This is a genomic window from Actinotalea alkalitolerans (assembly GCF_023369855.1).
Lineage (GTDB): Bacteria > Actinomycetota > Actinomycetes > Actinomycetales > Cellulomonadaceae > Actinotalea.
Map to the genome: position 1 here is coordinate 26889 of NZ_JAMBPP010000020.1, position 20112 is coordinate 47000.

A 20112-nucleotide genomic window follows, 5' to 3' on the forward strand; every position below is an offset into this window, starting at 1 on the left:
AACCGGGCTGCCGGGCTGCGGAGGGCACTGTCCTCCTCACAGGCCGTGGGGCAGGTCACGGTGTCAACCAGCCCTGCAGCAGTCCCCCGTGACGCGAATCCGATCCAGGGTCAGAGCGGGCCACGCTCGACGTCGACCGTCCCGTCATCGCCGGCCGGGTCGCTTCCGTGGGTGGCGATTAGTGGCAGCCAGTTGAGGACCTGCCCGGCGAGGGTGAGTAGCTGGGGGTCGGGGGCGCCGGTGCGGCGGGCATTGATCCCGGCGGCCGCAGTGAACCGCTCGGGGTGGTCCACCTGCTCCTGGCGCAGCCTTTGGGCATGGGCGGCGATGCTCAAGACGCGCTCAGTGCCTTCCGCAGGTGCGTCGGGGTTGCGTCGGTCGTGGTCGTCGACGACTGCGGCGACGGCGGCGTAGCCGCCGAACGCACTGGGCGTCACCCACCGCAGGGTCCGCCGTGCGCGTGACCGGGACCAGACGATCTCACGCAGCAGCTCGTCGGTGGTGGTCTCCTCGTCGCTCATGCTGCGCCCCTCCCCCGCTGCAGGCGGTGCCCGTGGGTAGCGTGCCAGGCGCCCGTGAGGTGGTCGACGTCGATGCCGGGGTGGGCCAGGACGTACGCGGCGAGCCGTCCGGTGTTCTCCACGACCGCGGCGCCGGCGGTGGTGAGCAGCCAGTCCGCGATGAGCAGGGCCGGCACGGGGTCGGTCCCGATGATGTCCTGCCCTGCGGCGGTGAGGAGCCGGTGCGCGCCTCGAGCGCGGATAGCCGGTGCCCAGGTGGTCAGAGCGGCCTTCTCCTGCACGAGCTGGTGTACCTAGCTGGGGGCCTGGCCATTCGCGATCGCGGCCGCGGCGTGCATGCGTAGGGCGTGGGCGGCGTACTGGCCGGCCGAGGCGGTGCGCCTGGCGGCCTTGTACCCGGTGCGCAGGACGGTCTGGCCGGCTTCGGCGGCGGCCCACGGTTCGGGGTCGACACCGGTTGGGGTGGTGGCGGCACGGGTGAAGTGAACGAGGGTCAGGATCGGCTCGGCCCACGGTGCGGGCAGTGGGCGCAGGCGGCGGGTGGTGGTCATCTCGAGCTCCTCGCTGGTCGGTGCGGTGCTGGCGGATGGAGCGCAGGGGCCGGCGGTGTCAGTGGTCACGCCAACCCTCCGCGGTCTGGGTGGGTTCAGTCCTCGGTGGGGGTCATGACGGTCAGGACGGGCTCGCCGTCGTCGCCGGGGCCGATGTGGATCACGAGGCTGGTCAGCCGGGGGCGAGTGGCTCGGGGTGTGTTGGGGATCCGCAGGACGCGGAACTCGACCCGGTCGGTGTCGGTGGTGCCAGTCCCACGGATGGTGACGCGGGCCATCGTCAGGACGTCCCACAGCCGCCCGGCTTCGTCCTGGTACTCGTCGTTGTCGCGGGTCCAGGCGACGGCCTCGGCCCAGGCGTTGGCGGTGAGGGCGACGGGGTGGACGAACCCTGCTTCGCGGGCGGTGGGGGTGACGTCGATGAGGGCGCCGTCGGCGATGGCCTGGGCGCGGGTGTAGCGGTGGATGACGGGTCCGAAGAGCTCGGTGAGGTCCACGGGTGGTCCCCTTCCTGCGCAGGTGGTGGGTGGTCTGCGGTGCCGACCGTTTTTCGCCCCCTCCTGGCGCTGTGAATCACCGCCGGCATGAGCGGGTGGAGCGGCAACCCGTAGGGCGGCGAGGAAGGCGAGTTCGGCCGGGCTCAGTGAGCGCAGCGAACGCAGGTCGGGCTCGTCGACGAAGACGGCCCGGCCGTAGGCCGGGCTTGCGCGTAGGCCGCGCCGGCGATGATGGGAAGCCAGGAGGGGAAAGAGAGACGAGTGCTTGTGCGGCCGGTCCCGTAGGGACCGTCCGCCGCCGCGCGCTCCGTCGCGTGGCGCAGCTGGGGGTGCGGGGGCGGCCGAGTCACCCCGCCGCGGTGCGCCCGGCTCGATGCCGGCGCACCGCGCCCGCCGGCCCCGGGCCCGGCGGGCGGACCCGCAGGGTCCGGCGCGGCGCCGGTCGCTGCCTCACCGCTCGTCGCGGTCGTGCAGGCGCATCGGCCCGGTGATGCCGGTGATGGGCTCGTGGCCGGTGACGGTGGCCCCGTTGAACTTCCACCCGCCGGTCCTGACCTGTCCGGGGGTGTAGGGCTCGGCGTAGACGGTGGTGCGGGTCTCGGAGAAGAACGGGTAGGTGCGCCGCACGATCGCCAGCCCTTCCCCCGGCTCGCCGGTCAGGGTCTCGACGCGCACGGTCCCGGCGACGTCGTTCCGGTCGACCAGCGCCACGACCGGTGCCGTGGTGGTGGTGCCGTCGGTGTGGTGGACGGTCACGGTCAGCCCGTCCGGGGCGTCCCACGGCGGGCCGTCCTGCTCGGCGGCCGCGTTCACGGTGTAGGTCGCGAGCAGCCGCAGGACCTCGGTGACCACTGCGGGGATGCTGTGGGCGGTGCGCTCGTGACCCGGGGCCTCGTGCTCGCGGTCCTCGTACGCGGCCAGGTAGAACACCGGGGCGCCGTCCCAGACCTCGACCCCGACCATGATCCGGTCGTTGCCGGACGGCCAGGTGAGGACCACGGCGACGTTGGTCCCGCCGGTCGTGGACGCCAGCGGCCCGGGGACCCCGGCGTGGCGCAGCGTCTCGGCCAGGGCGGTCGCGACCTGCCCAGCCGGGGTGTGGGCCTCCTCGAGCGTCAGGACGGAGGTGGACGGCTCGACGTACCGGTTGGCGTCGACTCCGGCGGCGTTCACGCGCACGTCGCGGGTCAGGTCCTCGCTGATGCGGTAGGTGATCGTCCACGGGTAGTCGGCCCGCTCGTCGGTGCGCCGCACCGCGACCACGCGCGCCGCGCGTGCCAGGCACGTGCCGTGCTGGGGGTCGCCGTACAGGGCTGAGATGTGGTCGCCGACCTGGTACGGGGCGCGAGCGGTTCGGGCCGGGCGGGTGCGGGTGGTGGTCATGGTCTTGGCTCCTTCGGTGTCCGGGTGGTCTGGCCGGTGAGCGCCCGATTCCTTTCGGGCCTCACCGGCAGGCGCGAGGCAGCGCCCCGGTCGCAGAGGCTCCGAGCAAGCCCACCCCCGCCGCCCGACTTCCCCGGCTCGAGCTCCTTGGTGCGGAGCACCGTCCCTGGCCACCTACGCGAGCTGCGGTGGGGGTGGGCTTGCTTGGAGGGGCAGGGGTGCTACCGGCCAGGTGAGCCCGACGTGTCCCCGGCCCCGTGACCGTCGTCGCGGCTGGCGCGGAGCGCCCACGAGCTCGGGCCGCGCAGCGGCCACGTCCCGGGGCTGTTCAGCCCGGGGGGGTGCGGGGGCGGCGGCCCCCGCCGTGGTGGGCCGGCTCGATGCCGGCCCCGCCACGCCCGCCGGGTGACCGACCTGGCCGGACCCGCAGGCCCGGCCAGGCGGTGCGGAGGTCACTCCCCGTTGTCGTAGCCCTTGGCGGCGTCCTGGTCGTCGTCGCCCTCGGCGTCGCTCGGGTAGGTCGGGGCGGCGGTCGCCAGGGCCTCGACCTCGGACAGGGCGTAGCCCCATCCGGCCAGGGCGGTGAAGTAGGCGCGGTCCTGCTCGCTGACGTTGCGCCAGGTGTGGGTGCCGGTGCCGTCCTCGATCGCTGCGAGCACCAGCACCAGGGCGATGTGCTGGGCGCGGGCCGGGGTCGCGGTCGCGACCAGGTCCGCCAGCGGGTCCGGTGCGCCGTAGCCGACGTGCTCGGGCAGACCCAGCAGAGTCCGCGCGAGGCGGTGGCGGGTCTGCGTCGAGGCCTTGTCCAGCGCGTACGTCCCGGCGACCAGCCGACCGGCGAGGAACCCGGCCGCGTCCTTCGGGGCGGTCTTGCGGGCGGCGAAGCCAGCCAGCCACTCGCGGCGGACCGTCTCGGCGGACTTCCACGCCTTGTTGTTGGCGATGAGCGCGCGACGCTCGGCCTTCTGCTCCTCGCTCATCGGACCGGACTGCCGCTCGGTGCCGCCGGTGTAGGCGTACCGGTCGACGTGACCGTTGCCCTTGGGGTCGGTGCACACGTGGATGGCCTGAACGCCCTTCCAGCCGTTGTCGATCCACGCTGCCCGGCCCGGGCACTCGGCGTGCGTCTCCGGGGTCAGCGGGGTGCGCTCGTCGCCGTCGAGCGTCGCCAGCTCCACCAGCCGCTTGATCGTCTTGTCGTCGTAGGCCGGGCGGTCGATCACCGGGGTCCCGGCCTCGGTCAGCGTCGCGGTCAGGTCCGCGACGGCCTGAGCCTCGTCGCGGTCGTCGCGCAGCCGCTGGGCGACGTGCGCGAACTGCTCCGGTTCGTCCACGGCGGCGACGGTCAGGGCCTTCACGGCCTCGGCGTTCCCGTCGAACTCCGCGACGACGGCGGCCTGGTCGAGGGTCAGGTCGTACTTCGCGGTGACGGCGGCGGCGACCTCGGACCCTGCGACCGTCAGGGCGGTGGTGACCTGGTCCTTCTTGGTGTGGGTGCGCTTGGCGATCTGCGCCGCCGACAGGCCGAGCAGGGAGAGCTGCTGGAACGCGGCGACCCGGTCACGGTCGGCTAGGGCTGCGCGGTGGTCGTTCTCGGCCATCTGCTCGATGATCCGGCGGGCCTCGTCGGTGTCTCCGTCCACGACGTAGGCGGGGATCGCGGTCAGCCCGGCCTCGATGCTCGCGAGGGTGCGGCGCTGACCTGCCCGGACGTGCAGGGCGTCGGCGGTGCGCTGGACCAGGATCGGGGTCAGCACGCCGTGGGTCTTGATCGACCCGACGAACTCCGGCGTCAGGGCAGCGTCGGCGCGGACGTTGACCTCAAGGACGAGGGTGCGGGGGTCGACCTGGACGATCTGCCCGGTCGTGGTGGTGGCCTCGGCGGCCGTGGTCTGGGACTCGGTGACGGTCATGGTGAGCCGCCCTCCTGCCAGGAGCCTGGGTGGTCTGCTGGTGCCGACCGTTTTTCGCCCCCTCCTGGCGCCGTAATCACCGCCGGCATGAGCGGCCGGAACGACAACCCGTAGGGCAGCGCCGGGCACGAGTTCGTCCGGGCTCAGCGACGTAGGAGCGCAGGCCGGGCTCGTGCCCGGAGGCTGGCGGCGCAGCCGCTTGCGTGCAGGTCGCGCCGGCGATGATGTAGCGACAGGAGGGGAAGAAAGAAGACGTCTCTGCTGCCGGCGGCCGCGCAGCGGTCGACGACCGACAGCCGCCGGCGCAGCCGACGGCCTAGTCGTGAACCCCCTCCCCCACCGCCCCGGGCCAGCTGAGCAGCTAGGAGGCGGAGCCGAGTCGCTGCGATGGACGTCCAGGGCGGCAGCCGCGACGTCGCGTAGACGATCTACTGTGCCCGCATGGGAGTGCGTGTTGAGGACTTGCAGCTCGTGTGGCCGCGGGATCTGTTTGCCAGCGAGTTGCGGGGCATTACGTCAGCCCGCCCTGTCCCTGGTTCGTTCGGATCCGTCGGGCCTGGCCCGTTGATGGTTCGCGGGGTCACCGATGAGGACGCCGCTCGGCTCCTGTTCGAGGAGGCCTTCTACGCTGACACGGGCCTTCAGTGGTGCAACGCGGCGCTGGCCGACGGGACCTTCGACGCCTTGGCGACGCAGATGGCCGCCGACCCGTTGCGGGTGCCGCTGTACTCGCGCCCGGTCCTGTACCGCGATCGCAAGGCCGGCGGAGTGCGGCGGGATAGGCCGATGCTCACCGAAGTGGCGTTCATCGTCGCGGTGGGTGAGTTGATCACCGAGCTCGACGCAGCCGGGTACTTCGACTTCGCGTTCGGTGAGGACTGCGTGGACTCGGATAACGACCACGCAGGGCGGGCGCGTGAGGCGCTCTCCGACCTGATGGCTTCGGATGAGGACTGGCCGCCTCAGCTCGAGGTGGTGCTCGGCCCCGACCATGCGTACACAGTGATCGAAGCGGCACATCACTTCGTGGCGCGCCCGCGGAAGCGGTCGTACCACTCATACGGTCGCGAGTGGCACTACGGCGATTTCGATCGACGCGCTGGGCAGGGGGTCTTCCGGTGGCGGATCAACGCGTTGCTCGAGCGGTCTGACTCGCTGTTGCGTCTCGATCCGAGCGGCGTCTTGGTCGAGACGACGGGCGATCCCCGAGATGAGCTCGTGGAGAGCCTCGTTCATGATGCGGCTGCACCCTCTCCCGATGCGCTCTCGCACGCGATCGAGCAGTTCCGTCGACGTGGGGCCACCCGCGTCGAGAAGCGGACGGCGGTCGTCGCGCTGGCCGGCATCCTCGAGGAAAACCGTGACCTGTTGAAGGCAGAGATGCTGCAGGGCGATGAGGGATCGCTGTTCCAGATCGCGAACAAGTTCGCCATCCGGCACCAACGGGCTGACCAGCAACCGAACTACGCCGACGCCTACCTGGACTGGATCTTCTGGTGGTACCTCGCCACGGTCGACCTCGTGAGGCAGCTTCTGGCAAGAGACAGTGCGGTTCCTGGGTGACGATGCGCCCGCGGCCCCAGCCAAGTAGGCCGCTCAGCGCTCCCTCTTGCGACCCTTCCCGGCGGCCCAGGTCCATAACGCAGCGTCAAGCACTCGTAGCCGCCCGCTGTCGGCGCGCACGTCGTGCTCGGCGCGTAGCTGCTCGCGGAGTGCGTCGATCGCTTCGATGATCTGCCGGTCGCCGATGAGGGCGCGGTACACCTGGTAGTCGATCTGGTAGTTGCCTTTCGCACCCTTGGCGGTGGGGATGAGCCCGAGGTAGTTGCAGACGAGGTTGTCGCGGACGGGGAACAGGTCGGGCCGCTTACGGGCGCACAGCTTGCTGGCGGTGACCCAGGCGTTCGGGTCCTTTGTGCTCGGGTCGGACAGGGCGGCCTTGACGGCGGCGTAGAGCTTCTCCATCGCCAGGAGATCGGCCGGTCCCGCGACCAGCAGATCTTTGTGCTCGACGCCGGCCAGGGCCTCGAGGATCGCAGGGCGGTGGGTGTTGCCTCCCAGGAGCCGGCGGGTTGCGCCGGGCCCGATCTCTACGGACATGAGCGTCACGGCGTGCAGGTCGACAGCGGTGATGTCGTTCGGCGTGTTCGGGAAGAGTTCGACGAAGGTCGCGCCGACGAAGTTGCGTGTCCGGTCGTAGTAGCGGGCCAGTCGGCTGATCGCCGTTCGGTCGGTGTCGTTGCTCAGCGCGTCCAGGGACCTGTTCGTCGCGTTCGCGATGAGTGCGGGGTCTGCCACCGGCCAGCCGTCAGGGATCTGCTGCCACAGCTCGGGGTCGCTCATGGCCGTGATCGTTGCACGTCAGACCGACACTCCTTCGGGCCAGCTGGGGGTACGGGGGACGGCAGCCTCCCGCCGCGCGGTGGGTCGGCTCGATGCCGGCGCACCGCGCCCCCGCCGAGCAGGATGGGCGGTGGGGCGGCCCGGGGGTGCTTACCTCACTCCCGGGCCGCCCTGCGCGGCGTGCTCAGCGGGTGCGGAGCCAGCCTGGTGCCATGCCGGCACCGAGGGCGTCGCTGACCAGGGCGGCGAGCCGGTAGTCCGCGTCGATCCGGTGCGCGGCCTCGACGTACACGCTGGCGCGGGCACCGTCCCCGCCCCACCACGCCAGGACGGCGAGCAGGGTCAGCGCGGCGGCACTGGTGGTGTGCGCTGCGACGTAGGTCAGCAGGTCCGTCGCGGGGCCGGTGACCTCCGGGTCGGGCGCGACGCCGGTGGCCGGGTCGACGACCTTGGCGAGGGTGGTGCCGACCCCGGCGGACGTGGTGCCCACGGCGACGGCGGTGGCCACGTCCGGGTCCCCGATCACGTCGCACAGGACCGCGTCGCGCACGAGGACGTCGGTCAGGGCGGCTGCGAGCCGCCCGGCGACCTGCGGGGTCCGCTCGGTGGTCAGGGCCTCGCGCCACAGCCCCAGCCCGGTCGCGCGCCCGGAGGGGGTCGGGTCGACGGTCCACGCCTCGCCCGCCTGCGCCGCGAGGGCACGGGCTGCCTGCGGCGCTGCGGTGATGCCGATGCTGTCACGGGAGGACGCTGCGGCGTGGCCGAGGGTGACCATCGTCGCGGCGACGATGGTGGTGTCCAGGTCCAGCGGCTGGCCGGTCTGCGGGCACTGGCGGGGCCGCCGCGGGTTGATCGCCCGGTAGTCGGTGCTGGTGACCCACCACACGCCCACAGGGGCAATCCCCGCGACGTTGAGCGCGTCGTCGAGGAACACGGTGGCGTCGTGCGCCCGGTTGGCGTCGTCGGTGTAGGCCACGACCAGCGCGGCGTCCGCACCGTCGGTGACCAGGTGCCCGGCCAGCGTGCTCGCGGCCTGGTCGGCATCGAGCAGGTCGATGCGGGCAACGAGGCCCAGGGCTCGACGCGGTCCCCGCAGGGACACCACGACCACGGACTCGGCGGGGTGGAACCCGAGCCGGTAGGCGATCGCGGCCAGGACCTCGCGCGGGTCGTTGACCCGCAGGGTCTGGGTGATGGTGCTGCTCATGGTGAGCCGCCCTCCTGCCGGGAGTGGGTGGTCGACCTCTGCCGACCGTTTTTCGCCCCCTCCTGGCGCCGTAATCACCGCCGGCATGAGCGCGCGGGAGTGACAACCCGCAGGGCAGTGGAGGAGACGAGTTCGGCCGGGCTCAACGAACGAAGCGAGTGCAGGTCGGGCTCGTCGGGGGAGCTGGCGGCGCAGCCGCTTGCACGCAGCGCGCGCCGGCGATGATGGAGAGACAGGAGGGGAAGAGAACAAGCGCCGTTCACAGCCGGAGACCGCCCCCGGCGGTCGACGACCGGAAGCCGGCGGCGCAGCCGACGGCCAGCTGTGCACCCCCTCCCCCACTGCTCGAGGTGCGGCGAGCAGCTAGGAGGCGGAGCCGAGTCGCTGCGAGGGATACGGCGGGCGGTAGGCGCGACGTCGCGTAGATCGTGTCGTTGTCGTCGTTAGGGTCTGGTCATGGCGTTCGAGACGCACACGGACATGGCGATGCACCCGGCGATCGTGAAGGCGGGCAGCGCTGGCACGGGGTTGTGGTTGCGGTGTGGTGCGTGGACGGCGAGCAACGGTGAGACAGGGGTCGTGCCGGTTGAGGTCGCGCGCGAGTACGGCGATCCGCAGCTGATCGACGAGGTCGTGGCTGCGGGGCTGTGGACGGTGGTCGAGGGCGGGTACCGGATGGAGTTCGGGCCGTCGTCGGACTGGCCGTTGCCGATCTGGCGGTACAGCTCGGACTGACCAATGTGAGTACCGGAGTCCTCGGAGGGCTGAGATGGTGAGGTACCGCGTTACAGGTGGGTCGATCGGCCCGGTGGGCGGAGTGCAGTGGGAGCGCAAGGACGATGATCGGGAGATCGCTCGGCGGGTGCTCAATCTGCTCTCGGATCGGCGCATGTTGTGGAGGGACTTCTCGGTGGAGATCGAGGAGCACTGCGTTCAGTCCGCCATGAGCGTCCGGGAGCACCTGGGTGTGCACCTCGACAACCCCGAGGTCAGCGTGGACCTTGCCCGGCGCATCGGGTTGCTGCAGCGGCTGTTCCGGGACTTCGTCGATGAGGTCGGGCCGGGCGGGGGTGAGTGGGACCGCCATTGGAGACCTGCGGGCACCGATCCTCTGTCGGTCGCTCTTGGTCGCCTCGAGGTTTGGTCGGCGTACAGGTCGGCCAGCTTGCGGCCGACTTCGACCTTGAGGTCACCGACGAGCTCGCGACGATCGTGCCAGGTCAAGCGGGTTGGTTCTTCGAGCGCTTCGACGAGTGACCTGACGGCCCGCATAGACCGTCGTGGGCTGCGAACGTCGCCGCGGGCCCCCCTGCTCAGCCAAAGGTCCAGGCGATCTCTTGGTCAGCGAGTAGGCCATGTTGACGACGCGTGCAGGGATGGCAGAAGCCCCGTTGCGCAGGGGGGGCAGGCAGCGGGGCTTCTGAGTCGAATCTAGACCTGTGCGGGCTCCTCAGTCGTCGTCCGTCGGGGTGACGCCCCGGTCGGTGCTCGGCCAAGTCATGTCTGGCCGGCTGGGCGTCGCGGGCTCGTCGTTGATCGCTCGGTAGCTGGCGAGCAGGGGGAACTCCTGGCCGGTGAAGATCTCTTCGGTGGGGTCGATCCCGGGCCCGTATCCGGCTCCGATGAGGGGTCGGCGGGTTCGGCCCATGCCAGCGGCGTCGGTGCAGATGTCGATCGCCAGGGGCGTGTCGTCGGGCAGGCCTATGAGTTCGGCGCGCAGCTGTCCGACGGTCCACTGCACCGGCTCTGACGGGAGGGTCATGCCTGCTGCTCCGGCCACGGGTACAGCGACCCGAGGGGGGTGCCGGCGAGCATGGATCGGTCTAGGGGCAGCCCAGCTGCCGCGGCGTTCTCCAGAGCGCTGGTGTCGTGGTGCTCGTGGGAGCCGCCGGCGTGTGCGACGGCGGCAAGGACGAGCGCGAGGTGCTTGCGGTCCAGCCCGGGCAGCGCGTCGGCAAGCCGGAACCCCTCGGGGCTGTGCCCGCCGAGGGACGCGGCGATGGACAGCAGTCGTCGCTCCCCACCGGAGTGGGCTGTGCCGGCGTTGAGGGCACGGGTGAGCTCCTCGAAGTTGATCCACCACCAGCCCGGGTCGTCTCCGGGCTGCACCCAGGGTTGCTCGGTACTGACCATTGCGGTGCGGATGAGCAGCTCGGTGGCGGCCTCGGTGGGGTAGATGCCGCGCGCCCAGGCGCGCAGGGCCTCGTGGACCTCGCTGGTGGTGTTCGTCATGGGGTGATCCTGTCGGTGGGGTCTGACGTTCACTGCTGGGTCAGGGTGCGAAAGTGCAGGCCGAGGACGGTGGCGATGAATGCGCTGCGTGAGGGTGCGTCGTAGGCGCGGACTTGCTCGTCGAGCCAGTCGCGTTGTTCGGCGGTGAGCCGGAATTGGCGTTGGATGCCTGCTGCTCCGCGGGCCCGGACCGCGCGCCGTGGCATCCCTGCCCCGCTGCTTGTCGCTGGCTGCGGGGCGAATGTTGCGCGCAGTGCCTGCTCGTCGACGTCGTCGAAGGCACGGGCGAGCAGGTCGGCGTACTGCTCCCCCGTTGCCTGCTTCTCGCGCTGGGCGGCGGCGAGGGTGGCGGGGGGCAGGTAGGCGGCGACGTTCAGGGCTTGTCCACTGCTTGCCTGGGTGGTGTTGCCTGCGGCCCTTCGGGTGCGCTTGTTTCGCTCAAGCGGGGTGTCCGCGGCTGCGGGCTCCCCCATCACCTCCCCCGGCTCGGGGGCGGTGGGCGTGGTCTGGGTGGCGCGGCGTGGTTGGAGGAGTCCTTCGAGGCCGGCTCCGCGGCCGCTGGGGGCGAAGGCGTCTTCGAGGTTGGGGTGTCGGGCGGTGCTCATGCTGCACCGACCTCTTCCTCGATCTGGGCGAGGCGTGTCAGGAGCTCGCGGGTGACGGCTTCGTAGTCTGAGGCCAGGCCTTCGGCGTTGCGCACGAGCAGCCCGTCGGCGGGTGCTTTGCCGGCGCGCAGCGCCGCGAGGCGGGCGCGCCGGTCCTCGATCGCTGCGCCCTCGAGCTCGTGGGCGAGCATCCCTGCTCGCCGGGAGTCGACGGCGGCGCTCTCCAGGTGCCGTACGCGGGCTTCGAAGATGGGTGCGGCGTTGCCGACGATGCTCTGGATGGAGCGTCGGACGGAGGACTCCAGGCGGCGTGAGCGGGCTCCGACGGCGAACAGCAGGACTCCAGCGAGGCGCAGTTCGGGGTTGGTCTCGCGGGCGACGACGAAGCGTTCGGCGACGCGGGCGAGTCCGTCGAGGCTGGCGTCGTCGGCGCGGGTGGGGATTAGGACGGCGGCTGCGACACCGAGGGCGGCTTCGACGAGGACCTTCTCCCCCGGTGGGGTGTCGATGAGGATCAGGTCGTAGTCGTCCGCGACGGCGGCCAGCGAGGCGTGCAGGGACTGGGCGAGGTTGCCTCCGCCGCGCGCTGAGCGGGCGTACATGAGCCCTGAGAGGTCAGCGACCTCCGGTCCGCCTTCGACGACGTCCAGGCCGGCGCGGACGGCCCGGGTGATGGGTAGTGGTGAGCCGGAGACGAGGGCTGAGAGCAGCGGGCTGCCGGTGCCTGGCTCGAGGCCGAGGTCTCGTGCGACGTTGCCCTGGGGGTCGCAGTCGACGACCAGGGTGCGTAGGCCGGCGAGGGCCGCGAGGCCGGCGACGTTGGTGGTGACGGAGGTCTTGCCGACTCCGCCCTTTCCTTGGGCTACGGCCACCGTGCGGGTGATCGCCATCGTGTGCACCTTTCGTTGTGCCTGCTTGACGGTAGGCCGATGAACGTGGCATCGGGTTGAACGACACGCGATACATGCAGCACAGTCCGCAACGTTTCTTAGTGTTGCTGGTTCCACCATACACGCTACGTTGCCTCATGCCATAAGCGAGGCCATATCGAGTGTGTGAAGCGATGTCGGTGCGGGGCAATACCCTCCGGCACATGCGGGCGTCCGGAGATGTGTGGGACCGGTGGCGTCACACCGCCACGGGCTACGAGCTCGTGCCGCCCCGAGCGTGCCCGTCCTGTGGCGTCGGCTGGAATCGGCGTGTGACACGGCCACGGGAGACCACGGTCTCTTGCACGTGTACGCCCGCGCGCCGCCATATGGCGTGGAGGTGCCAGTGCGGCGCCCTTGTCGCGGAGGGCTGTGCCGATCCGGCGCTATGGGGAGCCGGCACCGTCCCGGTCGACCTGACCCATGCTCAACGGTTCCGCTTGTAGAGAGCTTGAGCATGGAGCGGATCTGGGCCAGTGCGGCGGCCGCGACGGGGGAGTCTGGGGCGGAGCGAATCGCCATCAGCTCGGCGTGCGCGGCGCGCAGCCGGCTGCAAGAGCTCGAGCGTGCACGGCATCGGCGGCGCAGCGCTGGCTGGGGGAGCGAAGCACGGTGCCGTGTGGGTCGCGCCAGGCAGCCACGCGGTGCGTGCGCCACCGACCGACCTGCTGGCCACCTTGGGCTTGGCGTCCTCACGCTGCGAGGGAGTCGAGGAGTGTCCATCCGACGTCTTCCTCTGGTGGCCACCAGTAGTCCTCGGCGGGGTCGCCGGGCGCCTGGTGGGGTTCGTGGCGGGCGAGGTAGGCGTGCCAGCGGGCGCGGTCCTGTGCGTATCGACGCAGCTGGGTCACGACGTCCTCCAGGACGCCGAGCTGTTCGGCGGCGCGCAGCAGGTTGTGGGGGAGTGGGACCAAGCGTCCGTCTTGGCGCTCCACGAGGCCGTGAGCGGCCAAGGTGTCGACGGCCAGGTGGACTGACGAGCGTGCAATGCCTGTAGCGCTGACCAGGGAGGTCACGGTATGGGCTCGGTCGTTCTCGATCGCCTCGAACACCAGGGCTGCCACAGGGCCCAGTGTGCGGAACACGGGGCGCAGTGCGTGGGCCTTCCCCTTGTCCCATCGCAGGTCAGGGGCGTTCTCGGCGAGGTCCTTGGGCAGGGTCAGCTCGTAGAGGTCGGCGTTCTCTCCTCGAGCTGGGTTGACCAGGTCGATCCAGCCGCCGGGTTCAGCTGCCAGTGCTCGCAGGACGCCTGCCACGGTGGAGTGGTCTGCGCCGGTGGCGACCGCCAGGGACCGGGTGCCGAACGCGACGTACCGGCTACCGGACTTGTGGGCCGCTTCTCCCAGTGCTCGCAGGACGAAGCGCTTGAGGTAGCCGGCTCGTCCGGGGAAGCGTCCCTGTTCCACGACCCGCAGTGCGGTACGCCAGGTGCGGATGTGCTCATGCTCGGACTGCGCGCTGGAGGCCGCAGGTGGCCCCCCGTGTGTCTTAGGAGCGCTTGTGTGGGATATACGGACAGCACTCTTGCCGGTCGCTGGGCGGGGGTGTTCTCGAGCCGTGGTGATGAACCGCTGGGCGCCGTGCCAGTCACGTGCCAGGGCACGGTGGCGCTGGGTGGGGGAGTAGCGGGCATACAGGGATGCCAGGCCCGGCCAGCGGCCGTCTGCCAGCCGTGCGGCGACGTCGGCCAACGTCCATCCGGCGGCCACGGCCCCGGCGATGACTGCTTGGCGGGCCTCGGAGGGCGAGGTGTACCGGCTGGGGTCGATGAGCCCTGTCTCGGCCAGCAGGCGCAGCCGGGTCGAGAGCTGGCCCAGCCGCCGGTTGGGGTTCTCCTCGAGCGCCGCGCTCTGCGGGGCGACCTGGGCCGTGCGCCATGCTGCGATCGCGGCCTTCAGGTCGCCGCGGAGGGCTGTGAGGACCTGTGGTGGGTTGGATCGACGCAGGACGTCGTAGGCGGCCCCCAGGGGCATCGTGAGCTCCTGGTGACCGCCGGCCTTGTGCGCTGATCCTGGTGGGCGGATGCAGCCGGTCTTGAGCGAGCGGTGGGGTCCGGCGTCCAGGGTGGGATGGGAGGCCGCGAGGGCCTCGACGACCTCACGGGCGGTGTCGTAGGGGATGCGCCCGGCGATGGGGACGTAGATGTGCACACCGCCGCTGGGGGAGACGTCGGTGACGTGTCGGGCTCCGTGGCGGGTCAGCCAGGCGCTCAGTCGCTGGGCGTCGCTTTGAACGGCGCCGGGGCCACCGCGGGAGGCATCCAGGTCCAGGCACAGGGCCGCGCAGCATCCGTCAGGGCCGTAGACGCGCACGGCCGCGGGTGCGCTGGGTAGCGCCTGGGACAGGGGTCTCTCATCGCGTGTGCGGTACTCCAGCAGGCCACGCGCGGTCCGCACACCCAGCCGCACGCGGGGCGTGCCGGCGATCAGGGGAGCCAGTGCCCTCCACTGCGCCCGGGCCTGCTCGAGGGCTTCGGTGGGCCGGAGGGTCGCCGGATCTCCGGACAAACCGGACGGCTGTTCGGGTGAATCGACAACGACACGCCGAGACTCGGTCGTGTGCGCTAGGGGTAGCGCCAGTTCGTGGGTTACCTTGGCTCCAAGCGTTAGGACACACCGAAGGGTGTGTTGACCGGAGCTCTTCACCGCCCAGCCGCCAAGCATCGGGTGAAGAACTTCTAGGGTTTGGCCCGTCCCCCGCAAGGGGGGCGGGCCATCGCTTTGTCTGCGGTTATGCGGTCCTTTGGAGGCGCACACCACCTTCCTGGATCGGAAGCAGACCCTGGGCGGACTCCGCCGGGGGAGCAGGGGCAAGCTCGGGACGCGCGTGTGCGAGCGCGAGCTGCCAGGCCACATAGTCGCTGACGCTCATCCCCAGACGATGCGCGGCATCGCGGACGAGGGCATCGAGCTCGGTGTGGGGACGGGTCACCAGGTGACCGCGCGGACCCTTGGAGGGTCGACCTCGACGAGTTGCCATGCGGGGATCATTTCGGTTCCGGGAACGGGTGTACGGGAGGCTCACCGGTGTGTCGCCGCCCAAAGATCGACGAAGCGCCCAACCGGCCAGCGGGAGGCGCGACGTATCGCTACTTCCCGGCGAGGTACCTGGCGAACTCTTCGGTGAGCAGCAGGACCTGATCAGCCTGGACGGACCAGCGAACCGTCCGCCCGTGGCGCCGGCCAGCGGGTTCGTCGGCCACGACGAGTGCAGCCGCTTCGAGCGTGACGAGGTGCTGGTAGACGATCTCTCGTCGCGCGTTGATCGCCTGAGCGATCTCTGGTGCGGTGCGAGGCCCGGCCACGGCGAGCTCTCGCACGATCCGGGCTCGTACCCGGTTGCCGATGATCTCAATCGCTCTTGCCACCCCTTCTGGCAGATCCGGGGGGGTGGTCAGGCGCGGCATGCGCCCATCCTGCCCGATCCCCCCTGTGCCGACTCGGCGTCGACTCAGCAAAGATAGCCTTAGCCACACTTAAGAGCGTACAGTGCCGTCGTTGACACCTGCACAGTGATCAGTCAGTACGTGATGCCTCGGGATGCGAGGTAGGCCATGGGTTCTACGGGCTGTCCGTTGACGCGGACCTCGAAGTGCAGGTGGGGGCCGGTGGACCGCCCGGACGAGCCGACCAGGGCGATGCTCTGGCCGCCGGTGACGGGTTGGCCGGGACGCACGAGGATGCCGTGGTCCTCGGAGTGCAGGTAGTAGGTGTGCACGCCGCCTCCGTGGTCCACGATCACCCAGTTGAGGTCACTGCTGGGCCCGGCGCGGCCGGCCTTGACCACGGTGCCGTCTGCGGCGGCGTAGATGGGTGTGCCGTTGTCGGCCGAGAAGTCCTGGCCGTTGTGCATGCGCCAGATGCCCAGGGTGGGGTGCAGTCGCATCCCGAATGCCGAGCTCATGCGCTTGTAGGTGGTGATGGGCTTGGTCCACCCGTGGGCGCTGATGGCTTCGCCTGAGGTCGCGCCGCAGTCCAGGGTGACGCCGGCGAGGGCTTCGTACAGCTCACCGGATGCGGCCCAGTGGCGCGCGTAGGCGTGGGGGAACGCGGATCGTTGGACTGCTTGGGCGGCCAGGGTCGGCTCGAGGTCCTGCCAGTCCTGGACGCTCTCGAGGCTGTCGTAGAAGCGGCCGGTGGTGTAGCTGGGGTCCAGGAGGTTGCGGACTTGCTCATCGAGCGTCCCCGTCCCGCCCCACCCTGCTGAGAGCCGGCCTTGGAACAGCCCGATGGAGTCCCAGTCGCCGGGGGCGACCCCGTCGTTGGGTAGGTCCAGGGAGAGCCTGACCTGGTCGCGCAGGACTGCCCACTGGGAGGCGCTCATGACCGAGCTGCCTCGCGCGGGATAGGTGAACGCTCCGGCGTTGGCCAGGTTGCGCAGGCCGGACTCCTGGATGGCGGTGATCAGGCCGATCCGCGCGCCTCGATCGCCTAGCCCGCGGTCGGTCGCGGTGTTGATGACCACGGCTGCGTTGCGCAGCTGGACGCCGGTGAACCCCGCGATCTCCTGCACGACGTCGCCGGTCGCGGTGGTGACCTCGCCGACGACCTGGCAGGCGTCGATCGCCGGTGCCTCCTTGGGGTCGTCCAGGAGCAAGATCCCGGCGACCAGGGCCAGGGCTGTCAACGGGACTGCGGTGGCGAAGGCCTTCACGTGGTTCCGGGGTTGATCTGCTCGGCTTCCCAGCCTCCACCGGCCTGGGCCGTGGCACGGGTGAGCAGCACGTCGAGGTCGCCGATGCTGGTCGGCACGCGCACGGTCGCGAGCATCCCGTCGCCGGCGGTTTGCAGGACGACGGGGTCGCCGGTGACCTGACCGGCCGGGATGACTGCCGGGTCGACTAGCGAGTAGACGGTCACGGCCTGCGGGGAAAGCAGCGCCGACAGATCGGCCCACCAGGTCGCTGATGCCGGGTCGAGGTAGACGGCTACGACGGCGGCCGCGGTGTCGAGCGCGTCGCCACCTGCCACCGCCCACGGCTGGACGTCGAGCTCGGGGTACTCCTCGAGCACCTCCTCGATCGCGTCGTCGCTCCCGTCGACGCCCGGCGGGGGTGCGGACAGGGTGGGGGAGGGGGAGATGGTCGGTGGCGCCATGGTCGTCTCACCCCCGTGCACCCCGGGGTCCTGGTCACCGGAGGTCGCACATCCCGCCAGCGCCATCAGCCCAAGGCCCAGCGCTAAGGTTCGGCGGTTCACAGGTCGCGCGTCTTGCGCTGCTCGCCGCGGGCTCGATAGTCCTCGGCGACCCGGTGTCGGTGGTGTGCGATATCCATGATCAGGTCAGCGCGGGACAGCACCCAGGTGCGCCCGATCTGGCGGGCACGCAGCTCGCCCTTGTTGATCAGGACGCGCACGGTCTGAGGGTTCATCCCGACCATCTCGGCCGCCTCCTCGACGCTGAGGAGGCTCGGCCACCGGCGTCGCGACTGGATCTCTGTCATTTCTCCGCTTTCAGATAGTGACGAACTGTCGTCTGCTCCTAGTAGACACCGACTATGACTACTGTGACAATAGGGGCATGACAGGACAAACATGGGCAGGGGCCGCGTATGTCGCGGGGGGGACGCAGGGCGAGGTGCGGGAGGGGGTCGATGTGACACCTCCGCCACCGGAGGTGGTCGTGGCCGAGGTGCAGGAGCGCCGCAGCGAGCCGGTGATGTCGCCGCTGCCACCGGCGCTGGAAGACACGGTCAGCCATCCGCCGAGCCATCGTGCGAGGTCGAGGGAGGCTGAGGCCGACCGGGGGGATCCTGAGTCAGCGGTGAGCACGGCGAGCCAGCACGGCTGGGCGGGTGGTGGCGAGCTTGATCGGGGCGCATCTGAGGCTGCGGCGGTGGTCCGGTCCTCGAGCGAGCTGATGCCCGGTCGGGTGCGCCCGGACCGGCGGGCCGCGACGCGTGGCTGGCGTGGGGTGGTGCGTCGGGTGACGTTCGGGGCGATCGCGCCTCGTGCCGGCCAGGCGGAGGTGCAGGAGGCCGTGGACAGGGCTGCGGTCAACGTGCAGTTCTCCACCGGCAAGACGGTCGTGGTGGCCAACTCCAAGGGAGGCTCTGGCAAGAGCCCGACCGTTGTGGGGATCGCCGGGACCTTCGGTGAGGTCCGCGGCGGTGGGGCAACCGTGGCGTGGGACAACAACGAGACCCTGGGCACCCTGGGGATCCGCACCGAGCCCGGCCGGCTACCCACCACCGCAGTGGACCTGCTGGCCAACCTCGATGCGTTCGAGCAGGTCGATGCGCGACGCGGAGACCTGGGTCGGTTCCTGCGCCACCAGGAGTCCGGGCAGTTCGACGTGCTGGTCTCCGATGAGGACCCCAAGCGGATGAGTGAGATCGGGGACATCGAGTACGACCGCATCCACCGGGTTCTGCGGCGCTGGAACGACGTCATCGTCGTGGACACCGGCAACAACCCCCGGTCCCCGAACTTCCTGGCCGCGATCGAGTCCGCCGACCTGCTCGTCATCCCCGTGCGCTGGGCCGCCGACGTGGTGGTCTCGGCAGGACGGTTGATCGACCAGCTACGGGCCAACGGTCACGGCGACCTGGTCTCTCGCGCGGTGACCGTGGTCACCGGCGCCTCGGCACCCCGCGCCGACCTGGCCGGGCAGGTCGCCCAGTGGCGGGACTGGTTCACCGCACAGACCGCTGCGGTCCTTGAGGTCCCCTACGACCGGCACCTGGCGGTGGGGGAGTCGATCGTCTACGGCGACCTGGACCCCTCCACCCGCCGGGCCTACCTGCGCGTGGCCGCCGCGATCGCCCGTGGCTTCGCCGACCTGGATACCGCCACCGAATACGCCCGCATCAAGGAGACGCACCGATGAACGCACTGACCCTGGCCCTGAACGTGGTGGGCAGCGTGAGCAACCCGATGGACGGCGTGACGCCCAGCCTGGCCGTCTGGGGCGTGGAGTTCTCCGGGCGGGTCCAGATCATCCTGGGTGGGCTGTGGGCGCTGGTCCTGATCGCCACCGCCGGAGCGGTGATCCTTGGCGGCGGCAAGTGGGCATGGGCCAGCCGGGTCACCCACTCCTCCGACGGTGTGATGGAGGCCGCCGGACAATTCAAGACCGCACTGGTGGCGTTCGGGTGTGTCGCGGGGGTCAGCCTGATCCTCGGCGCGGTGATCTGGCTGGTGCAGGGCTGATGAGTTCGGACGCCCCTGCTCGGCCGCCCCGACGGCGGACCGGGCTGCTCGTCGGTGCGGGGGTGGTGGTCGCTGTCCTGGCCGGTGGCATCTACGCCGCGACGAACCGTGACCAGCCGCCGCCTGCCCCTGCGGCGACCTCGCCAGCACCCACGACCTCGCTGCCGGTCGGTGCCTATGCCGTGGAAGCCGGAGGCGGGGGCAGCGACCTGGCCACCGATGGCAAGACACCGATCGGGTTCGCCGACGACTGCACCGGCGCCGCGCACGCCGCCACGGCGTACTACGTCGCGGTCCTGGAAGGTCTCTACCAGGACCAGCTCACCCCTGAGGAGTTCGACACCCTGCTCGACCAGATCAACGCCGGGCTGGACGCCAACTCCGGCCCCATCCGCGACCTCAAGGCACAGTTCCGCACGATTCGCGAGGAAGCGCAGGAGCTCGATATCGAGTTCCACGACCCGGAGTTTCACCCTGAGTGGGGCGCCTTCCGGGTGCACAGCTGCGCCGACCGCGCCTCCGCAACCGTTGAGATCGTCGGCTTCGCTCAGGACAGCGACGGGGAGGGCGCCAACTACTCATACGAATCTCCCCGCACGGTTCGGGTCTCGTGGTTCGAGGACGACTGGCGGTTGCTTGACCTCGCGGAGATGGCCGAGAACCCCGCCTCGGGTGTGATCCCGCTCGACTCGCTGGCCCCGCTGCCTGCCGACCAGCGCCGTGCACTCATCGCCGCCAACGGGCCTGGGTGGACGGAGTACACCAATGCGCCGTAGGGCT

22 protein-coding genes and 1 pseudogene are annotated in these 20112 nt (G+C 70.8%); 6 read left to right on the forward strand and 17 right to left on the reverse strand.

The window, feature by feature from the left end:
* Nucleotides 1–110: 110 nt before the first annotated feature.
* From M1R94_RS18535 to M1R94_RS18560, 6 genes are all read right to left on the reverse strand, one after another.
* Nucleotides 111–521: a hypothetical protein gene (locus tag M1R94_RS18535; RefSeq protein WP_249383213.1), complete on the reverse strand. Its 411-nt coding sequence runs from the start codon at nt 519–521 to the stop codon at nt 111–113.
* A complete protein-coding gene (locus M1R94_RS18540) occupies nt 518–802 on the reverse strand; it encodes a hypothetical protein (RefSeq protein ID WP_249383214.1) in 285 nt (94 codons plus the stop codon). Before M1R94_RS18540 ends, M1R94_RS18535 begins: the two co-directional genes overlap by 4 nt.
* Nucleotides 803–814: 12 nt before the next feature.
* Complete coding sequence (locus M1R94_RS18545) at nt 815–1072, reverse strand: hypothetical protein (RefSeq protein WP_249383215.1); 258 nt, start codon at nt 1070–1072, stop codon at nt 815–817.
* A gap of 95 nt (nt 1073–1167) precedes the next feature.
* A complete protein-coding gene (locus tag M1R94_RS18550) occupies nt 1168–1569 on the reverse strand; it encodes a DUF6573 family protein (protein WP_249383216.1) in 402 nt (133 codons plus the stop codon).
* Nucleotides 1570–2019: 450 nt separating this feature from the next.
* Nucleotides 2020–2952 (reverse strand): hypothetical protein, encoded by a 933-nt coding sequence (locus M1R94_RS18555; protein ID WP_249383217.1) that lies wholly within the window; start codon nt 2950–2952, stop codon nt 2020–2022.
* Nucleotides 2953–3404: 452 nt separating this feature from the next.
* Nucleotides 3405–4865: a ParB/RepB/Spo0J family partition protein gene (locus tag M1R94_RS18560; RefSeq protein ID WP_249383218.1), complete on the reverse strand. Its 1461-nt coding sequence runs from the start codon at nt 4863–4865 to the stop codon at nt 3405–3407.
* Nucleotides 4866–5306: 441 nt separating this feature from the next.
* Here M1R94_RS18560 and M1R94_RS18565 point away from each other — a divergent pair, with 441 nt between their 5' ends.
* The gene (locus M1R94_RS18565; protein WP_249383219.1) at nt 5307–6428 is read left to right on the forward strand and encodes a hypothetical protein; all 1122 of its coding nucleotides are present in this window, start codon (nt 5307–5309) and stop codon (nt 6426–6428) included.
* A gap of 33 nt (nt 6429–6461) precedes the next feature.
* Here M1R94_RS18565 and M1R94_RS18570 read toward each other — a convergent pair whose 3' ends face one another.
* Together M1R94_RS18570 and M1R94_RS18575 are read right to left on the reverse strand one after the other, a co-directional pair.
* The gene (locus M1R94_RS18570) at nt 6462–7208 is read right to left on the reverse strand and encodes a DUF6308 family protein (protein WP_249383220.1); all 747 of its coding nucleotides are present in this window, start codon (nt 7206–7208) and stop codon (nt 6462–6464) included.
* 184 nt (nt 7209–7392) lie between these two features.
* Nucleotides 7393–8415: a DUF4192 domain-containing protein gene (locus tag M1R94_RS18575; RefSeq protein ID WP_249383221.1), complete on the reverse strand. Its 1023-nt coding sequence runs from the start codon at nt 8413–8415 to the stop codon at nt 7393–7395.
* 456 nt (nt 8416–8871) lie between these two features.
* Between M1R94_RS18575 and M1R94_RS18580 the strand changes: the two genes are divergently transcribed.
* Nucleotides 8872–9150 carry a hypothetical protein gene (locus M1R94_RS18580; protein WP_249383222.1) on the forward strand — a complete coding sequence of 93 codons (279 nt, stop codon included), beginning with the start codon at nt 8872–8874 and terminating at the stop codon, nt 9148–9150.
* Between the two features lie 34 nt (nt 9151–9184).
* Nucleotides 9185–9463, forward strand: a pseudogene (locus M1R94_RS20970) (DUF6650 family protein); the annotation flags it as partial.
* Nucleotides 9464–9865: 402 nt separating this feature from the next.
* Here M1R94_RS20970 and M1R94_RS18585 read toward each other — a convergent pair.
* From M1R94_RS18585 to M1R94_RS18625, 9 genes are all read right to left on the reverse strand, one after another.
* Complete coding sequence (locus M1R94_RS18585; protein WP_249383223.1) at nt 9866–10177, reverse strand: DUF6225 family protein; 312 nt, start codon at nt 10175–10177, stop codon at nt 9866–9868.
* Nucleotides 10174–10647, reverse strand: a complete 474-nt coding sequence (locus M1R94_RS18590; RefSeq protein ID WP_249383224.1) for a hypothetical protein — start codon at nt 10645–10647, stop codon at nt 10174–10176. The genes M1R94_RS18585 and M1R94_RS18590 overlap by 4 nt, the downstream gene beginning before the upstream one ends.
* A gap of 29 nt (nt 10648–10676) precedes the next feature.
* Nucleotides 10677–11252 carry a hypothetical protein gene (locus M1R94_RS18595; RefSeq protein ID WP_249383225.1) on the reverse strand — a complete coding sequence of 192 codons (576 nt, stop codon included), beginning with the start codon at nt 11250–11252 and terminating at the stop codon, nt 10677–10679.
* The gene (locus M1R94_RS18600; protein WP_249383226.1) at nt 11249–12142 is read right to left on the reverse strand and encodes a ParA family protein; all 894 of its coding nucleotides are present in this window, start codon (nt 12140–12142) and stop codon (nt 11249–11251) included. The genes M1R94_RS18595 and M1R94_RS18600 overlap by 4 nt, the downstream gene beginning before the upstream one ends.
* Before the next feature lie 731 nt (nt 12143–12873).
* Nucleotides 12874–14688 carry a helix-turn-helix domain-containing protein gene (locus M1R94_RS18605; protein WP_249383227.1) on the reverse strand — a complete coding sequence of 605 codons (1815 nt, stop codon included), beginning with the start codon at nt 14686–14688 and terminating at the stop codon, nt 12874–12876.
* Between the two features lie 581 nt (nt 14689–15269).
* Nucleotides 15270–15548 carry an ArsR/SmtB family transcription factor gene (locus tag M1R94_RS18610; protein ID WP_249383228.1) on the reverse strand — a complete coding sequence of 93 codons (279 nt, stop codon included), beginning with the start codon at nt 15546–15548 and terminating at the stop codon, nt 15270–15272.
* 152 nt (nt 15549–15700) lie between these two features.
* Nucleotides 15701–16834 (reverse strand): M23 family metallopeptidase, encoded by a 1134-nt coding sequence (locus M1R94_RS18615; protein ID WP_249383229.1) that lies wholly within the window; start codon nt 16832–16834, stop codon nt 15701–15703.
* Complete coding sequence (locus tag M1R94_RS18620; RefSeq protein ID WP_249383230.1) at nt 16831–17277, reverse strand: hypothetical protein; 447 nt, start codon at nt 17275–17277, stop codon at nt 16831–16833. The genes M1R94_RS18615 and M1R94_RS18620 overlap by 4 nt, the downstream gene beginning before the upstream one ends.
* 98 nt (nt 17278–17375) lie before the next feature.
* The gene (locus M1R94_RS18625) at nt 17376–17624 is read right to left on the reverse strand and encodes a helix-turn-helix domain-containing protein (protein ID WP_249383231.1); all 249 of its coding nucleotides are present in this window, start codon (nt 17622–17624) and stop codon (nt 17376–17378) included.
* 392 nt (nt 17625–18016) lie between these two features.
* On the opposite strand from M1R94_RS18625, the gene M1R94_RS18630 reads away from it, so the two are divergent.
* From M1R94_RS18630 to M1R94_RS18640, 3 genes are read left to right on the forward strand one after another with little or no spacing between them, the layout of a single operon-like run.
* Nucleotides 18017–19009 carry a MinD/ParA family ATP-binding protein gene (locus tag M1R94_RS18630; RefSeq protein WP_249383232.1) on the forward strand — a complete coding sequence of 331 codons (993 nt, stop codon included), beginning with the start codon at nt 18017–18019 and terminating at the stop codon, nt 19007–19009.
* Nucleotides 19006–19332, forward strand: a complete 327-nt coding sequence (locus tag M1R94_RS18635; protein WP_249383233.1) for a hypothetical protein — start codon at nt 19006–19008, stop codon at nt 19330–19332. The genes M1R94_RS18630 and M1R94_RS18635 overlap by 4 nt, the downstream gene beginning before the upstream one ends.
* Nucleotides 19332–20108: a hypothetical protein gene (locus M1R94_RS18640; protein WP_249383234.1), complete on the forward strand. Its 777-nt coding sequence runs from the start codon at nt 19332–19334 to the stop codon at nt 20106–20108. Before M1R94_RS18635 ends, M1R94_RS18640 begins: the two co-directional genes overlap by 1 nt.
* The last annotated feature ends 4 nt before the right edge of the window (nt 20109–20112 follow it).

Bases quoted from the DNA above. Each gene is read 5' to 3' on its own strand.
- M1R94_RS18585 (WP_249383223.1), bottom strand. From the start codon at position 10,177: ATGACCCTCCCGTCAGAGCCGGTGCAGTGGACCGTCGGACAGCTGCGC.
- M1R94_RS18595 (WP_249383225.1), bottom strand. From the start codon at position 11,252: ATGAGCACCGCCCGACACCCCAACCTCGAAGACGCCTTCGCCCCCAGC.
- M1R94_RS18555 (WP_249383217.1), bottom strand. From the start codon at position 2,952: ATGACCACCACCCGCACCCGCCCGGCCCGAACCGCTCGCGCCCCGTAC.
- M1R94_RS18545 (WP_249383215.1), bottom strand. From the start codon at position 1,072: ATGACCACCACCCGCCGCCTGCGCCCACTGCCCGCACCGTGGGCCGAG.
- M1R94_RS18635 (WP_249383233.1), top strand. From the start codon at position 19,006: ATGAACGCACTGACCCTGGCCCTGAACGTGGTGGGCAGCGTGAGCAAC.
- M1R94_RS18600 (WP_249383226.1), bottom strand. From the start codon at position 12,142: ATGGCGATCACCCGCACGGTGGCCGTAGCCCAAGGAAAGGGCGGAGTC.
- M1R94_RS18625 (WP_249383231.1), bottom strand. From the start codon at position 17,624: ATGACAGAGATCCAGTCGCGACGCCGGTGGCCGAGCCTCCTCAGCGTC.
- M1R94_RS18560 (WP_249383218.1), bottom strand. From the start codon at position 4,865: ATGACCGTCACCGAGTCCCAGACCACGGCCGCCGAGGCCACCACCACG.
- M1R94_RS18620 (WP_249383230.1), bottom strand. From the start codon at position 17,277: ATGGCGCCACCGACCATCTCCCCCTCCCCCACCCTGTCCGCACCCCCG.
- M1R94_RS18580 (WP_249383222.1), top strand. From the start codon at position 8,872: ATGGCGTTCGAGACGCACACGGACATGGCGATGCACCCGGCGATCGTG.
- M1R94_RS18590 (WP_249383224.1), bottom strand. From the start codon at position 10,647: ATGACGAACACCACCAGCGAGGTCCACGAGGCCCTGCGCGCCTGGGCG.
- M1R94_RS18640 (WP_249383234.1), top strand. From the start codon at position 19,332: ATGAGTTCGGACGCCCCTGCTCGGCCGCCCCGACGGCGGACCGGGCTG.
- M1R94_RS18535 (WP_249383213.1), bottom strand. From the start codon at position 521: ATGAGCGACGAGGAGACCACCACCGACGAGCTGCTGCGTGAGATCGTC.
- M1R94_RS18565 (WP_249383219.1), top strand. From the start codon at position 5,307: ATGGGAGTGCGTGTTGAGGACTTGCAGCTCGTGTGGCCGCGGGATCTG.
- M1R94_RS18575 (WP_249383221.1), bottom strand. From the start codon at position 8,415: ATGAGCAGCACCATCACCCAGACCCTGCGGGTCAACGACCCGCGCGAG.
- M1R94_RS18570 (WP_249383220.1), bottom strand. From the start codon at position 7,208: ATGAGCGACCCCGAGCTGTGGCAGCAGATCCCTGACGGCTGGCCGGTG.